The organism is Chryseobacterium nepalense, assembly GCF_023195755.1.
In the GTDB taxonomy this organism is placed as follows: domain Bacteria; phylum Bacteroidota; class Bacteroidia; order Flavobacteriales; family Weeksellaceae; genus Chryseobacterium; species Chryseobacterium nepalense.
In genome coordinates this window covers 2,404,853-2,419,325 of the sequence record NZ_CP096203.1, presented here as the reverse complement: position 1 = coordinate 2,419,325, position 14,473 = coordinate 2,404,853, and the positions used below count along the sequence as shown (strand labels likewise).

Sequence of the window (14,473 nt, the reverse complement as noted above, 5' to 3'; positions counted from 1 at the left end):
TAAGAGTTTACAGTCTTCTCGCAAGATCCATTTTGAACGCCATTAATTTGGCGATATTTTCGGCTTTATACAGGGCCATATCTGCATTTTCTCCTGCAAAGTTTTCTTCAATGGTTGTTTGCCAAAGCTGAAGCCAGCGTTCAAAATGTTTTTGTTCCATTGCCCGTATTTCATTAATAGGAAAATGTGCTCCCATAGGATTTCCTTTGTACGTCATCTGCCCGAATAATATTGATTCCCAGAAAGAATACATTTTGGGCAAATGCTTGTCCCAGTCTACTTTAGCGATATCGGTGAAAAATAAACCTATCATATCATCCTTAGTGACTTTCGCATAAAAAGAATTGACAAGATGTTCTATATCTTCCCGTGATTCTAACTTTTTCATAATTCAAAAATAAGGTAAAATTCATTCTGAAATTTAATAATAAGGTTGATAAATTTCATGAAAACAATATTCTATCTTTGCATGTTAGTTCAGATAAAGAAAGTGATAAGCATTCTGCTGACTGGATTAAATTAAAAACAAAATGATCATACATGGCAAGAGAATTCAGGCAAAAAATTCGTCAGAAAAACACGGATAACAGTGGTTTCGGAGATAATGCATCGGGAAGATTTATCAATAAAGACGGTCTTCCGAACGTCAGAAGGAAAGGCGTGAATATTTTCAACCGGTTCAGCTGGTACCACACCATGCTGGAGCTGTCAACCTTTAATTTTCTTTCTTACCTTGTTGTTGCGTATATTCTGGTGAATTTATTTTTTGCTTTAATTTATTATCTTATCGGGGTAGAACATCTTACCGGAATCGATAAAAGTGATGCGGTAAATGAATTTATCGATGTTTTTTTCTTTAGCTCCCAGACATTTACCACTGTGGGATACGGAAGAATTGCACCGGTAGGCTTCATGGCGAGTCTTGTTGCAACCTTTGAAGCTTTCCTCGGATTGCTTACCTTTGCCATTGCAACGGGACTTTTTTATGGAAGATTTTCAAGGCCGAGAGCATATCTGAAGTTTTCAGATATAGCCCTGATTGCTCCTTTTATGGACAAAACAGCGCTGATGTTCAGGCTTGCTCCCTATAAAAATAATTCTTTAACGGATGCTGACGTTACGGTTTCAGCAGCTATTGAAGTGATCGAAAACAGTGTAAAGAAAAGTAATTTTTATACGCTGAAAACAAGGCTCAACAGGATTAATACGCTGGCGCTGAACTGGACAATCGTTCATGTGATTGATGAGGATTCTCCGTTCTTCGGGTTTTCTGACGAGGATTTTAAAAAAACAGATATTGAAATCATCGTTCATGTGCGTGCATTTGATGAAGTGTTTTCCAATACGGTAGTACAGCGCACGTCTTATGTTTCGGAAGAAATTGTGTACGGAGCCAAATTTGTCCCAATGTATTATCCGGATCAGGAAAATCTCTCAACGGTATTGGATTTGGATAAAATCAGCCATTATCAACAAACGGATCTTCCGGAATTTAAGGAAGAAAAGAATAAATGAATTTAGACTTATACAAAAAGCAGGCTTTACAAAAGCAAAAAGAGCATAAAAAGTTTCTCGACGGAATCAAAAAGAAACCGCCAAAAAACCTTGATTATGTAGTCCAGGAAACACATGATGAAGTTTTTGAAAGTATAGATTGTCTTCAGTGCGCCAATTGCTGCAAAACCACAGGCCCTCTTTATACGGAAAAAGATATCGAAAGAATAGCAAAGCATCTTCGCATGAAACCTGCTGACTTTGAAGCTAAATATCTCCGCATAGATGAAGATAACGATAAAGTCCTGCAGCATCTTCCCTGCTTCTTTTTAAACAGTGATAATACCTGCTCTATCTATGAGGTGCGGCCAAAGGCCTGCAGGGAATATCCACATACAGACCGTAAAAAAATTTATCAGATCAATAATATTACCATGAAAAATACACTGATTTGCCCTGCTGCATACGAGTTTGTGGAACGAATTATGAAAAATTTGGCAAAATAGCATATAATCCAAAATCATTCTTAAATAATTATAAAGTACGTTAAATAAAGACTTCCGGGATAATATTAGGTAAAATGATGACGTTTAAGTTAAACAACCATTTAATAAATAAAATATTAATTATTATGAAGAAGTTAGTTTTAACAGCAGCGTTTACATTAGTCGGAGTAATCGCAGTATCAGCTCAGACGGACACCACACAACAGAACCCGTCTCAAACCCAAAATCCTAATAACCAAACGACAACTCAAACTCAACAGGGAACACAGGCTGCATCAGACTGGGGTGCCAACTCAGCAGCCAGCACTCAAACTCAGAATACCAACCCAGCTTCAACAACAGATGCAGCAGCAGCAACCACTGCGACTGATGTTTCAGCCAGTGTAAGTGCAGATCCGAATACGGATGCTACCAAGCCTAATGATGAAGCGACTAAAGAAGAAAAGAAATCTAAAAAGAAAAAGTCGAAGTAAGTATTTAAATTTAGTAAAGTAGAAATGGAATCCTGGAATTTTATATTTCAGGATTTTTATTCAACCTGTTTATAATGTAATTTGTCTTAAATTATTATAAATCAAGTTAAAACTTTTTTTACGTCTACCACATTGTACGATTATTGTACTTAACATTATACACCACTTTAAATCATTTATATTATGAAAAATTTAATTTTAGCAACAGCTTTAGCAATGTTTGGAACGATCGCAGTATCTGCACAAACCACTCCACAGAAGACAGCAACTGATAGTATGAAAACAGATACTGCCAGACACAAGGACATGAATAACGGAACTACCGGTACAATGAATACCGGGACTAATAATTCCAACAACAATTGGGATAAATCTAAAACCGACACGGCCAACTGGAAAAACCGAGACGCGACTACTGGCGACAGAAAAATGAAAAAGAAAAATAAGTAGATAATGCAATAAAGAAATCCTGAAATTTTTCAGGATTTTTTATTTCTGATCTCCTGCATCCTGAATTGTACAATGCTGCAAATAAGATCTTCAGGAATTTTTTCACTTAGAGGAAACTGAACAGCACCTTTTGAAAATTTGTATTTTTTTATAGTAAATTCCGGCTGGAATTTTTTAATTCCTTCCGCTCCGGGATAAAAACCAATATGTTTTTTATAGCCTGCAAAATAAACCAAAGGCTTGTTTCTATATCTGAATGCGGGCATCTGGTAACCAATATATTCTTCAATTTCAGAATCCTGATCACGAATAATTTTTCGTAATTCTTTTAATTTGTTCTCTATTTCAGGGAATAAGAGAATGTATTCGTCGATATTTTCAAAAGTGTTTTTCATACTTAAAGGTAATAATTTTACTTAATTTCCTGTCGAAACATAAATTAAAAAAGCGTTGAATGATCAACGCTTTCTCCTTTCACTTTTTACTTTTATCCCATTTATATTCCCGGGAACAGGTTGTATGAAAAAAGGTCGGGAAATTCCCAACCTTAGTATTTTATACGACTCCCTGAGCTAGCATTGCTTCTGCAACTTTCACGAAGCCGGCGATATTTGCACCTTTCACATAGTTTACATAGCCGTCTTCTTCTTTACCGTAGTCTCTGCAGGCTTTGTGGATTCCGATCATGATCTCTTTCAGTCTTGCATCAACTTCTTCAGAAGTCCAGTTGAGACGGATAGAGTTTTGTGTCATTTCTAATCCGGAAGTTGCTACACCACCGGCATTGGAAGCTTTCCCCGGAGAGAATAGCACTTTATTATCAAGGAAATAATTAATTGCATCTAAAGTTGACGGCATGTTGGCCGCTTCAGTTACACACACACATCCGTTTTCAACAAGAAGTTTAGCATCTTCAAGATCAAGCTCATTTTGGGTTGCAGAAGGAATAGCAACATCACATTTTACTTCCCAAGGACGCTTTCCTGCAAAAAATTGTGCAGAAGGATATTTTTTAGCATAATCTTCAGCTCTGTTGTTTCCTGAAGATCTTAATTCTAATAAATAATCGATTTTTTCTCCGTCGATTCCGTCTTTATCATAAACATAACCGTCCGGTCCGGAGATCGTTACTACTTTTCCTCCAAGTTCAGATACTTTTTTGATTACTCCCCATGCTACATTTCCAAAACCTGAAACCGTTACGATTTTGTCTTTAAATGTTTGCCCGATTGTCTTAAGCATCTGCTCTGCAAAATACACCACACCATATCCCGTAGCTTCAGGACGGATCAAAGAACCTCCGTAGGCAAGACCTTTACCGGTAAGTACTCCTGTAAATTCATTTCTGATTTTTTTATACTGCCCGAACAAGTACCCGATTTCTCTTGCACCTACCCCGATGTCTCCCGCAGGAACGTCGGTTTCCGGTCCGACATGTTTACAAAGTTCTGTCATGAAAGCCTGGCAGAAACGCATTACTTCCATATCAGATTTTCCTTGAGGATCAAAGTCTGAACCTCCTTTCCCACCTCCCATCGGAAGTGTTGTAAGTGAGTTTTTGAACACCTGCTCGAAAGCTAAGAATTTCAGAACCGAAAGATTCACGGTAGGATGGAAACGGATTCCGCCTTTATATGGTCCGATAGCAGAGTTCATCTGAATTCTGAATCCTCTGTTTACCTGGATTTCACCTTTATCGTCAACCCACGGAACTCTGAAAATGATAATTCTTTCAGCCTCCGCCATTCTTTCAAGAAGTTTCATGCCCGTATATTCCTTTTTAGTCATAATAAACGGAATTACTGTAACAGCAACTTCTTTTACGGCTTGTAAAAATTCTGGCTCGTTAGGGTTTTTGGCCTCAATTTTTGCTATAAACTCTTGGATTTTCTGGTCAATATTATATTGTTCCATATATTAGGGTTGAATATTATTGCCAACAAATTTAATTTTTTTTTCAAGATTCACAACACCTTAATGAATGATTGCTGAAAGTTTAATAATATAAATAGTTAATATTATTAAGTTGATAATTTAACCGTTAATTTTATTAAAAATTAAATGTTATGTTTAAAATAATGCAATATTAAGAAATGGTTAAATCTCATATTGTAATAAATTGTCTCCCCGAAAGTGATTTTACTTTCCCCAAAAGCTCCAAATCCAGAATTACGGGTAAAATTTTATGAGATGCAAGATCTGTTTTCTCAATAATTTCATCTAAAGAGATCGATGGATGTTCTGATATAAGATTAAATATTAATTGTTGGTATTCAGTCAATTGAATACTGATTTCACTGCGTGAAAATAATTCATCCATTTTTACTTTAGGCTTTTTAAGACCTAAATCATCAATAAGATCTTTAATGGTAGAAATGCATGCTGCCTTATTCTGATAAATCAGCTGATTGCAACCCTGGCTTTGTTTATCTGTAATTTTTCCTGGTAAGGCAAAGACTTCGCGGTTGTATTGGTTGGCGAATGTCGCAGTACTTACTGATCCGCCACCAAAAGCAGTCTCAACAACGATTGTTGAAGGGGATAAACCGGCAACAATCCTATTCCGCTGGATAAAATTTTCGCGGTCCGGTTTCCGGGAAGAGTTGAATTCTGTGAATAATGCACCACCTTCTTCCAAAATTTTTTCGGACAGTTTTCTGTTTTTTGAAGGATAAATCATATGAAATCCATGTGCTAAAACTGCAGCGGTAGGAATTTCTTTTTGAAGAGACTGCTCATGAACTTCTTTGTCAATACCCAAAGCAAGTCCGCTCACGGAAATATAATTGCAGGAATGTGTTTCTTCAAAAAAATCGGTAAGAAATTGTTGTCCGTATGACGTCATATTTCGGGTTCCGACCATGCTGATCCGCTGGTTTGTGTCATCAAAGTTTCCTTTTTGATAAAGAATGGCCGGAGCATCGTTGCACTCATTGAGCAATTCCGGAAGGTCACCAAAATGCCTGAGATTAATAATAATATTGTTCCTTTCACAAAATGCGAGTTCATTCTCTGCAAACTTCAGGTGTTCGGGATTTCCGATGTCAGCAACCATACGGTAGCCAAAGCCGTCTAGTTTTTTGTACTCTTTCTTGGCGTTCAGCCATGCTTTTTTTGCACTTCCGAAAGTGCGCACAAGTTTATGGAAATTAATATCACCAATTAAATTACATTCGCGGAGGGCAATAGAATAGAGATGTTCTTCAGAATACATTTGTGTTGTTTTGGCAAATGTATTGAATTTAGCTTAAATCTTGGAAGTGATAATTTCTTCGGCTGGTTTATTTTCTTCTCAACTCATCAAGATGTTTCCAGATGTCATCTTTTTCTTTATAGGGCAATTCCAGAAAATCCTCAGGATGATTTTCTTTATACTCCTGCCACAATTTATCATCTTTTTCACTGTAATAATTCGGGAATTCCCAAATATATTTTTTCTTTTTGTCACCTACTTTTTTAAACGTGAAAGCAAGGATTACGCCCACAACAGCACCCGCAATGTGTGCCTGCCACGCAATTTTGCTTGGTTCCTGAAGGTTATAGAACAATTCTTCGGGCAACATACCCCATATCAGACTTCCATAATACAACACAACAAGCAGTGAGATGGTAAGCAGCTTCATATTCCATTTAAAAATACCGCTGAAAAAAAGAAAAAAAGCAAGAACATACACTACGCCGCTGGCTCCGATGGTACAGGTATAAAGATAATCGCCGGTTATAATATCGATAGGCGGCAACAGCCATACCAAAAGACCTGTAGCAAGCCAACCGATTATAAATACTTTATTGGCCACTATCGGATAAAACTGATACAGAAGAAACATCAGGATCGCAATAGGTATGGAATTGCCTACAATATGATCCAAGTTTCCGTGCAGCAGGGGAGAGGTTATGATTCCCAGCAGGCCTTCCGGCAATAAAGGAATAATGGCGCCGAAACAACTTTCAAAAAAGCCTTGAAGCTGAAGAAAATATCCCAGCCACATGGCTGAAAGCATCAGCAACGGGTTTATAATAGCTTTTTTGGAAATTACATTGTTTTTTAGCATGCAGTGATTATGTCAAATGAAAAGCCAATGATAAATTTCGGAAAATTTGGCGATGAATTTTTACGCTGATCTTTTATTTAAGCCAAAAAGTAAATTTTTTGCTTTTATTTTATTTTATTTCAATCGTATTGTCACTAAATTTAGTTTTTAATATCTTGAAAATGAGATTTAATTGCGTGCTTTTACTTTATAAAATTTATATTTAATATTTTTGTTTAGCAATTTATACAATGAAATCCTGAACTCATGAAGAAGTTTTTATTAATTCTCTCCTTTTCTGTAGGCATTTTTATCAATGCGCAGGTCATCCTGGACACTGCTTCTGTTAAGACAGATACTATCAAACACTGGTCAGTCCTTGGCAAGCAATCTTTAATGATCAATCAGGCAGCATTCTCCAATTGGGTTGGAGGCGGTGCCAATAACGTAGGCTGGCTTCTGGGAGCAGATTATAATATTACCTATGAAAAAGATAACGATTTGTGGGAAAATATTATTCTCTTAAATTATGGGCAAAATGATACTCAGGGAATTGGGATAAGAAAAACCCAGGATGTGATTAATGTTTCTACTAATTACGGTAGAAAAGTTTCAAAAAGCTGGTATCTTTCGGTGGGAACAGGTGTCATCTCTCAGTTTACGGTAGGATATGAAGACGGAAACAATCCTGAAGCTAAGAAAATTTCCAATTTTATGGCTCCCGGTTATCTGAATGTCGGGATGGGGATTACGTACCGGCCCAATGACAATGTTAATGTAACGTTGCGGCCTTCTAACGCCAGATGGACATTTGTCTTTGATAAAGATCTTCAGACTGCCGGAACATACGGACTGAAAGCTGATGGTGATAATTCTTTACTACAGTACGGGTTTCTCGGAACAGCGTATTATAAATTTAAATTGATGGAAAATGTGAATATTACCAATAACGCTTCTGTTTTCTCCAATTATCTGGATCACCCTGAAAGACTCGTTCTTGCGTATGGAATGATCCTGAATTTAAAGGTTAATAAATTCATTTCCTCAAATATTACGGTAGATTTGATGTATGATCATAATCAGATCAAAAAAACACAGCTTAAACAAACGCTGGGGGTAGGTTTTGCCTATACGCTGGATAATGGAGTAAAACGTTCAGACAGAAAAGACAGCCGGTGGTGGATTAAAAAATAAATAATGTAAATTCAAACATAGGGAGCGGCTTTAGTCCGCTTTTTTAATCGTCAATCGGGACTTAGCCAATTAAATATAAGCAATAAAAAAGCACTTCAATGAAAATATGAAGTGCTTACTATTATCAATTATATATTACTAAAATTCTATATCAACTTCCAGTTTCTCGGCCAAAAGCTTAGAAATTTTTTCTTTTAACGGCTCAATATCTATATTCTGCATTGCATCGTTGGCGAAAGCATATAATAAAAGTGCCTGAGCTTCTTTTTTAGAAATACCTCTTGCTCTTAAGTAGAACAGAGCATCTTCATTTAGCTGTCCTACGGTACAACCGTGAGAACATTTTACATCATCTGCAAAAATCTCCAGCTGGGGTTTTGTATCAATAATTGCCCCTTCGCTCAGCAATACATTATTGTTCTGCTGATATGCATTTGTTTTCTGAGCAATTTTATCAACAAATACTTTTCCGTTGAAGACCCCATGAGATTTTCCGTCAAAAATACCCTTGTAGTTCTGGTAACTTTCACAATTCGGGAAATTATGGTGAACTGCTGTGTGATGATCCACCAGCTGATCTTTACCGATAATGGTGATTCCGTTCATAAATGAATTGATATTGGATCCATTATGAATAAAATCAAGGTTGTTTCTTACCAGTTTTCCTCCGAAAGAAAATGTATTTACGGTTGTTAAACTGTCTTTTTCCTGTCTTGCAAAAGTATTGTCAATCAGATAAGAAGTGTCATTATCATTCTGCAGCTTATGCCAGTCTGCTTTTGCATTGGGATATGTAAAAATTTCCGTCACAGAGTTAGTCAATACGTAAGTATTGTCAAAATTGTGATGGCTTTCAATGATTTCCACTTTGGCACCTTCTTCTACAATAAGTAAATTTCTCGTGTTGTAGAAGGTGTTTTCTTCCTGATTCTGAGAAATATAAAAAATATGAATCGGTTTTTCGATCACAACATTTTTAGGAACTTTCAGAAAAAATCCATACTTGCAATATGCCTCATTCAGATCGGTAAAAGCAGAATCTTTTGAAGCAATTGTATTAAAATAGGTGTCAAAAATCTCTCTGTGTTTCTCATCATTCAGGGCATAATTAAATGAAAGAAACTCAACATTTTCAATAGAAACTTTTGAAAGTTCTTTATGGAGTTTACCATTTACGAAAGTAATCCAGTCAAAGTTTTCTTCACCCAGATGAAGACTATCCAGCTGTTCTTTGGTAATATTGTGGCCTTCTTTCGGGAAAAAATTATACGCTTTTTCCGTAATCTCCTTTAGATTGGTATATTTATATTCTTCGTCTTTTCTTGTAGGAAAACCCTGCATTTCGAATCTTTGAAGAGCTTCTTTCCTTTTTTCATCCAGAAATCTGTGACGAAGGCTTTCCAAAAATTGATGATGGTTTTCTGTAATCTGTTCTTTTAATGCCATTACTGGTATATCTGTGGTTTGCACCATTTTTTGTTTTTTTGTTTGGCTGATTTGTTAAGCTAAGAGATGAATCTCTGAATTCTTATCCTTTAATTAATTTAAAAGCCAGTCGTACCCTCTTTCTTCCAGTTCCAGCGCAAGGGATTTATCACCGGTTTTGATGATTTTTCCGTTGGCTAATACATGAACGAAATCAGGCTGAATATAATTAAGCAATCTCTGATAGTGAGTAATCAGAAGAACTGCATTTCCTTCATTTTTGAAAGCATTTACACCGTCTGCAACAATTCTCAGTGCATCAATGTCCAATCCGGAATCTGTTTCGTCAAGGATCGCAAGTTTCGGATCCAGCATCATCATCTGGAAAATTTCATTTCTTTTCTTTTCACCTCCGGAAAATCCTTCGTTTAATGATCTTGAAAGGAAATCTTTTTTAATGCCTAATTTTTCAGATTTCTCACGAATCATCGAAAGCATTTCTTTGGCAGGCATTTCCCCTAATCCGTTGGCTTTTCTGTTTTCATTCATCGCAGCTTTAATAAAGTTGGTTACAGAAACTCCCGGAATTTCTACCGGATACTGAAAAGAAAGGAAAATCCCTTTGTGTGCTCTCTCTTCAGGAGCATCTTCAATGATGTTTTCACCTCCGAAAATAATTTCACCGTCCGTAACTTCATAATCTTCTTTCCCTGCGATTACGGAAGAAAGGGTGGATTTTCCGGCTCCGTTCGGTCCCATGATGGCGTGAACTTCACCTGGTTTTATCTCAAGATTAATTCCTTTTAAAATTTCTGCGCCGTCTTCAATTTTGGCGTGCAAGTTTTTTATCTCTAACATACGTTTAAATTTATCGCAAGGCTAGACTAAGATTTTTAATCTTCCTTTGCTTTTCTAAGATAAACAAAGGCGCTAACGCTTATCAATGAAATACTATTTCTTTTTATTTTAAACATTAAGAATTAAAGTTTATTAGTCTTAATGTATCATTTTTTTAAGCAAATCAATAAAATTGATTTTGATTAAGTTGATTAAGCTATTGCTGTAAACTTAACTTAATTCCTTAATGTTCAAAGGATACTATCCTACAGAACCTTCCAATGAAATTTCCAGTAATTTCTGAGCTTCAATGGCAAATTCCATAGGAAGTTTATTTAAAACTTCTTTACTGAAACCGTTCACAATTAAAGCAATGGCTCTTTCTGTGTCGATTCCTCTCTGGTTACAGTAGAAAATCTGGTCTTCCCCGATTTTTGAAGTCGTTGCTTCATGCTCCAGCTGTGCAGAAGGGTCTTTGATTTCAATATAAGGGAAAGTATGTGCTCCACATTCATTGCCCATCAATAAGGAATCACACTGAGAGAAATTTCTCGCTCCTTTTGCGGAAGGCATTACTTTTACAAGACCTCTGTATGAATTTTGTGACTTCCCTGCAGAAATACCTTTAGAGATAATTGTGGACTTCGTATTCTTCCCGATATGGATCATTTTTGTTCCCGTATCTGCATATTGGTGATTATTGGTTACGGCAATAGAGTAGAACTCACCGATGGATCCGTCACCTTTTAAAATACATGAAGGATATTTCCATGTTACAGCAGAACCTGTTTCTACCTGAGTCCAGGAGATTTTTGCATTTCTTTCGCAAAGCCCTCTTTTCGTTACGAAATTGAAAACTCCGCCTTTTCCTTCTTCATTTCCCGGATACCAGTTTTGTACCGTTGAATATTTTATTTCGGCATTATCTAAAGCGATTAATTCAACCACAGCTGCGTGAAGCTGGTTTTCATCTCTTGATGGCGCGGTACATCCTTCCAGGTAAGAAACATAACTGCCTTCATCGGCAATCACCAATGTTCTTTCAAACTGTCCTGTTCCCGCCTGGTTGATACGGAAATAGGTGGAAAGCTCCATTGGGCATCTTACACCTTTCGGAATATAGCAGAAACTTCCGTCAGAGAATACGGCAGAATTCAGGGCGGCATAAAAATTATCACCTCTCGGAACTACTTTCCCAAGGTATTTTCTTACCAGGTCCGGGTGGTTTTTAATGGCTTCCGAGATGGAACAGAAAATAATTCCTTTTTCCATTAGTGTATCCTGAAAAGTGGTTTTCACAGAAATGGAGTCCATTACGATATCTACCGCAACACCGGAAAGTCTTTTCTGTTCTTCTATATTAATTCCCAGCTTCTCAAAGGTTTTGATCAGTTCAGGATCTACCTCATCAAGACTTGCCAGTTCAGGTTTTACCTTTGGAGCGGCGTAATATTTAATAGCCTGGAAATCCGGTTTTTCATATTTAATATTAGCCCATTCCGGCTCAACCATTTTAAGCCAGATTCTGAAAGACTCCAAACGCCATTCCGTCATCCATTCCGGTTCTTCCTTCTTTGCAGAAATAGCACGGATGATATCTTCATTCAAACCGGTAGGGAAATCTTCATAGTCGATTTTAGTTTCCCATCCGAATTCGTATTTCTTATTTTCTAAATCGACGCGTAAATCGTCTTCAGTATATTTATTCATTATATTTTTAGATTTCAGAAGTTAGACTCAGATTTCAGACTCTGTATGTGGTCTGAGATCCGGCATCTAATGTCTTCTCTTTTCTACAAAGAAAAACTTTCTCCGCATCCGCATGTTCTGGATGCATTAGGATTGTTAAAAACAAACCCTTTTCCATTCAAACCTCCTGAATATTCAAGAGTAGTTCCTGCAAGGTAAAGTATTGATTTTTTGTCGACTACAATTTTAATATTATTATCTTCAAAAATTTGATCAGTGTCTGTTTTTTGGTTGTCAAACCTCAAAACATATTCTAAACCAGAACACCCTCCGCTTTTTACCCCCACTCTTATATAATCTTCAACAGGGTTAAAGCCTTCCTCTGTCATCAGTTGGACTGCTTTTGCCTTTGCTTGATCTGATACTTTTATCATTGTATTTATTTAGAATGATTTAATAGTGCAAAAATACGAACAATAATTAGTATATAAAAATTAGCGATTTTATTTTATCGATTTTTATTATTGATGGCTTTAACTTTGCAAAGATTTTAAAATCCAAACTATAAATTTACCTTAATGAAAAAATTAGGAATCATCGTTTTGTCATTGTTTATGCAGACTATTATAGCGCAGACTAACAGATTTGTGTATCAGGTAACCATGAAGCCGGACGCATCTGACAAAAATGATATTAAAACAGAAAATGCATATCTTGATATTTCTCCGGAAAAATCAGTGTTTTATTCTGAAAACAGGATTAAAAGAGATTCTGTTATACAGGCTGCCATGCAAAGTGGTGGAGCAAGAGGATTCAACAGAGATCAGATGCAGAGTCTGAGATCTATTATCAATTATTCTATAGAAAAAGATAAAAAAAGTCAGAAGATGATTTTCAAGGACAGAATAGGAAGAGATGTTTACACCTATGAGGAAGACAGACCTATCAGCTGGAAAATATTTCCCGAAACCACAAAAATAGGCGAGTATAAAGTACAGAAAGCGGAAACTGATTTTGGAGGAAGAAAATGGACGGCCTGGTTTACTACGGATCTGCCTTATCAGGACGGACCATATAAATTCGGAGGACTTCCCGGGCTTATTGTAAAGGTAGAAGATGATAAAGACGAATATTCTTTCGACCTGATGAAAAATTATAAAATTGCTGATTTTCCTACATTAAATCAATTCGGGAATACTATTAAAGTAAAAAGATCCGATTATGTAAAGCAGCAGAAAAAATTCATGGAAGATCCTATGTCTTTTATGAGTCAGGGCGGAGGAATTAGTGCACCAATGAGAGTTGGTGGTGGTAACCGTGGCGGCGGCGGAAATCCTGCGGAAATGAGAAAAAGAATGGAAGAACGGGTAAAGGAAGAAGCCAAGAAAAACAGTAATCCAATCGAATTGCAATAAACAAAGCCCCGAAGAAAATCTTCGGGGCTTTTAATTTTTAGGTTAATTTTATTTTATCTCAACAGCTGGTTGAAAGTATCCCCCTGTCTGATATCTCCGGTGTTGTATCCTTTCATGAACCATTCTTTACGCTGAGCGGAAGAACCGTGTGTAAAGCTTTCCTGGTTTACATATCCCTGAGATTTTTTCTGGATGTTATCATCTCCTACAGCTTCTGCGGCATCAATGGCAGACTGAATGTCTCCCGGTTCCAGAATGTGTTTTTCAGCATCTGTTCTTTTGGCCCAGAGTCCGGCGTAAAAATCCGCCTGCAATTCCGTGGCAACGGAAACCCTGTTCATTTCTGCTTCGCTGTATTGCCCGCTTCTTCGCATCTGATCTACTTTTTGGGTTGTTCCCAAAAGCGTCTGAACATGATGGCCAACTTCATGGGCAAGTACATATGCAACTGTAAATTCGGTTACTTTGGCGCCGAATCGTCGCTCAAGTTCATTAAAAAAGCTCATGTCCATATATACAGACTGGTCTGCCGGACAATAAAAAGGACCCATTGCTGCCTGAGCGGTTCCGCATCCGGATTGTGTTGTGCTTTCGAAAAGTACGATTTTCGGGGGTTCGTAGGTCATTCCGTTTTCACTGAACACCTGCTCCCAGGTAGTGGTATTCCATTTTCCCATCATATCTACCATTTCCCCGATTTTTCTTTCTTCTGCCGAAAGTTCCCGTTGTTCGGTTGTTGCTTGCCCGGAACCGCTTCCGGAAGAAAGTATGGAAGAAGGGTCTCCTCCCAGGAAAAAAATGATGGCAGCAATGATCAAAGTTCCCAATCCGCCTCCCACAACGGCTCCGCCGCCTAGTCCACGCCTGTCTTCCACGTTGCCGCCTCTGTCGTCAGTCCATCTCATAGTTGTATTATTTTGTGATATATAAATTTAAAGATTTAAAATGTATTTTTTATG

16 protein-coding genes are annotated in these 14,473 nt (G+C 37.1%); 6 read left to right on the top strand and 10 right to left on the bottom strand.

Annotated elements, in window-relative coordinates:
• Positions 1-7 precede the first annotated feature (7 nt).
• Positions 8-388, bottom strand: coding sequence for a group III truncated hemoglobin (locus tag M0D58_RS10550; RefSeq protein WP_248389056.1), 381 nt, complete (start codon positions 386-388; stop codon positions 8-10).
• A gap of 152 nt (positions 389-540) precedes the next feature.
• On the opposite strand from M0D58_RS10550, the gene M0D58_RS10545 reads away from it, so the two are divergent.
• From M0D58_RS10545 to M0D58_RS10530, 4 genes are all read left to right on the top strand, one after another.
• Positions 541-1,515, top strand: a complete 975-nt coding sequence (locus tag M0D58_RS10545; protein ID WP_248389054.1) for an ion channel — start codon at positions 541-543, stop codon at positions 1,513-1,515.
• Complete coding sequence (locus M0D58_RS10540) at positions 1,512-2,000, top strand: YkgJ family cysteine cluster protein (protein ID WP_248389052.1); 489 nt, start codon at positions 1,512-1,514, stop codon at positions 1,998-2,000. Before M0D58_RS10545 ends, M0D58_RS10540 begins: the two co-directional genes overlap by 4 nt.
• A 125-nt stretch (positions 2,001-2,125) precedes the next feature.
• Positions 2,126-2,473, top strand: coding sequence for a hypothetical protein (locus M0D58_RS10535; RefSeq protein ID WP_248389050.1), 348 nt, complete (start codon positions 2,126-2,128; stop codon positions 2,471-2,473).
• A gap of 183 nt (positions 2,474-2,656) precedes the next feature.
• Positions 2,657-2,923, top strand: coding sequence for a hypothetical protein (locus M0D58_RS10530; protein ID WP_248389048.1), 267 nt, complete (start codon positions 2,657-2,659; stop codon positions 2,921-2,923).
• A 29-nt stretch (positions 2,924-2,952) separates the two neighbouring features.
• Here M0D58_RS10530 and M0D58_RS10525 read toward each other — a convergent pair whose 3' ends face one another.
• The 4 genes from M0D58_RS10525 to M0D58_RS10510 form a co-directional block, all read right to left on the bottom strand.
• The gene (locus tag M0D58_RS10525) at positions 2,953-3,318 is read right to left on the bottom strand and encodes an iron chaperone (protein WP_248389046.1); all 366 of its coding nucleotides are present in this window, start codon (positions 3,316-3,318) and stop codon (positions 2,953-2,955) included.
• Positions 3,319-3,478: 160 nt separating this feature from the next.
• Complete coding sequence (gdhA, locus tag M0D58_RS10520; RefSeq protein WP_248389044.1) at positions 3,479-4,837, bottom strand: NADP-specific glutamate dehydrogenase; 1,359 nt, start codon at positions 4,835-4,837, stop codon at positions 3,479-3,481.
• A 190-nt stretch (positions 4,838-5,027) separates the two neighbouring features.
• Entirely contained in the window at positions 5,028-6,137 is a 1,110-nt protein-coding gene (gene dprA / locus M0D58_RS10515; RefSeq protein WP_248389042.1) for a DNA-processing protein DprA, read from the bottom strand.
• 67 nt (positions 6,138-6,204) lie between these two features.
• Positions 6,205-6,975, bottom strand: a complete 771-nt coding sequence (locus tag M0D58_RS10510; RefSeq protein WP_248389040.1) for a rhomboid family intramembrane serine protease — start codon at positions 6,973-6,975, stop codon at positions 6,205-6,207.
• A gap of 246 nt (positions 6,976-7,221) precedes the next feature.
• Here M0D58_RS10510 and M0D58_RS10505 point away from each other — a divergent pair, with 246 nt between their 5' ends.
• Positions 7,222-8,148 (top strand): DUF3078 domain-containing protein, encoded by a 927-nt coding sequence (locus tag M0D58_RS10505; RefSeq protein ID WP_248389039.1) that lies wholly within the window; start codon positions 7,222-7,224, stop codon positions 8,146-8,148.
• Positions 8,149-8,286: 138 nt separating this feature from the next.
• Here the strand turns inward: M0D58_RS10505 and sufD are convergent, their stop codons facing one another.
• The 4 genes from sufD to M0D58_RS10485 form a co-directional block, all read right to left on the bottom strand.
• Positions 8,287-9,594, bottom strand: coding sequence for a Fe-S cluster assembly protein SufD (gene sufD, locus M0D58_RS10500; protein ID WP_248394973.1), 1,308 nt, complete (start codon positions 9,592-9,594; stop codon positions 8,287-8,289).
• Between the two features lie 93 nt (positions 9,595-9,687).
• A complete protein-coding gene (sufC, locus tag M0D58_RS10495; RefSeq protein ID WP_248389038.1) occupies positions 9,688-10,431 on the bottom strand; it encodes a Fe-S cluster assembly ATPase SufC in 744 nt (247 codons plus the stop codon).
• 240 nt (positions 10,432-10,671) lie between these two features.
• Complete coding sequence (gene sufB, locus M0D58_RS10490) at positions 10,672-12,120, bottom strand: Fe-S cluster assembly protein SufB (protein ID WP_248389037.1); 1,449 nt, start codon at positions 12,118-12,120, stop codon at positions 10,672-10,674.
• Between the two features lie 83 nt (positions 12,121-12,203).
• Positions 12,204-12,533, bottom strand: coding sequence for a HesB/IscA family protein (locus M0D58_RS10485; protein WP_169231783.1), 330 nt, complete (start codon positions 12,531-12,533; stop codon positions 12,204-12,206).
• Between the two features lie 144 nt (positions 12,534-12,677).
• On the opposite strand from M0D58_RS10485, the gene M0D58_RS10480 reads away from it, so the two are divergent.
• Positions 12,678-13,514, top strand: coding sequence for a GLPGLI family protein (locus M0D58_RS10480; RefSeq protein WP_248389036.1), 837 nt, complete (start codon positions 12,678-12,680; stop codon positions 13,512-13,514).
• Positions 13,515-13,567: 53 nt separating this feature from the next.
• Here the strand turns inward: M0D58_RS10480 and ypfJ are convergent, their stop codons facing one another.
• Positions 13,568-14,419 (bottom strand): KPN_02809 family neutral zinc metallopeptidase, encoded by an 852-nt coding sequence (ypfJ, locus tag M0D58_RS10475; protein ID WP_248389035.1) that lies wholly within the window; start codon positions 14,417-14,419, stop codon positions 13,568-13,570.
• Between the last annotated feature and the right edge of the window lie 54 nt (positions 14,420-14,473).

Excerpts from the sequence above, each read along its gene's own strand:
- M0D58_RS10485 (WP_169231783.1), bottom strand. The coding sequence starts at position 12,533 with ATGATAAAAGTATCAGATCAAGCAAAGGCAAAAGCAGTCCAACTGATG.
- ypfJ (WP_248389035.1), bottom strand. The coding sequence starts at position 14,419 with ATGAGATGGACTGACGACAGAGGCGGCAACGTGGAAGACAGGCGTGGA.
- M0D58_RS10540 (WP_248389052.1), top strand. The coding sequence starts at position 1,512 with ATGAATTTAGACTTATACAAAAAGCAGGCTTTACAAAAGCAAAAAGAG.
- sufC (WP_248389038.1), bottom strand. The coding sequence starts at position 10,431 with ATGTTAGAGATAAAAAACTTGCACGCCAAAATTGAAGACGGCGCAGAA.
- gdhA (WP_248389044.1), bottom strand. The coding sequence starts at position 4,837 with ATGGAACAATATAATATTGACCAGAAAATCCAAGAGTTTATAGCAAAA.
- M0D58_RS10510 (WP_248389040.1), bottom strand. The coding sequence starts at position 6,975 with ATGCTAAAAAACAATGTAATTTCCAAAAAAGCTATTATAAACCCGTTG.
- M0D58_RS10525 (WP_248389046.1), bottom strand. The coding sequence starts at position 3,318 with ATGAAAAACACTTTTGAAAATATCGACGAATACATTCTCTTATTCCCT.
- sufB (WP_248389037.1), bottom strand. The coding sequence starts at position 12,120 with ATGAATAAATATACTGAAGACGATTTACGCGTCGATTTAGAAAATAAG.
- sufD (WP_248394973.1), bottom strand. The coding sequence starts at position 9,594 with ATGGCATTAAAAGAACAGATTACAGAAAACCATCATCAATTTTTGGAA.
- M0D58_RS10480 (WP_248389036.1), top strand. The coding sequence starts at position 12,678 with ATGAAAAAATTAGGAATCATCGTTTTGTCATTGTTTATGCAGACTATT.
- M0D58_RS10505 (WP_248389039.1), top strand. The coding sequence starts at position 7,222 with ATGAAGAAGTTTTTATTAATTCTCTCCTTTTCTGTAGGCATTTTTATC.
- M0D58_RS10545 (WP_248389054.1), top strand. The coding sequence starts at position 541 with ATGGCAAGAGAATTCAGGCAAAAAATTCGTCAGAAAAACACGGATAAC.
- M0D58_RS10535 (WP_248389050.1), top strand. The coding sequence starts at position 2,126 with ATGAAGAAGTTAGTTTTAACAGCAGCGTTTACATTAGTCGGAGTAATC.
- dprA (WP_248389042.1), bottom strand. The coding sequence starts at position 6,137 with ATGTATTCTGAAGAACATCTCTATTCTATTGCCCTCCGCGAATGTAAT.
- M0D58_RS10550 (WP_248389056.1), bottom strand. The coding sequence starts at position 388 with ATGAAAAAGTTAGAATCACGGGAAGATATAGAACATCTTGTCAATTCT.
- M0D58_RS10530 (WP_248389048.1), top strand. The coding sequence starts at position 2,657 with ATGAAAAATTTAATTTTAGCAACAGCTTTAGCAATGTTTGGAACGATC.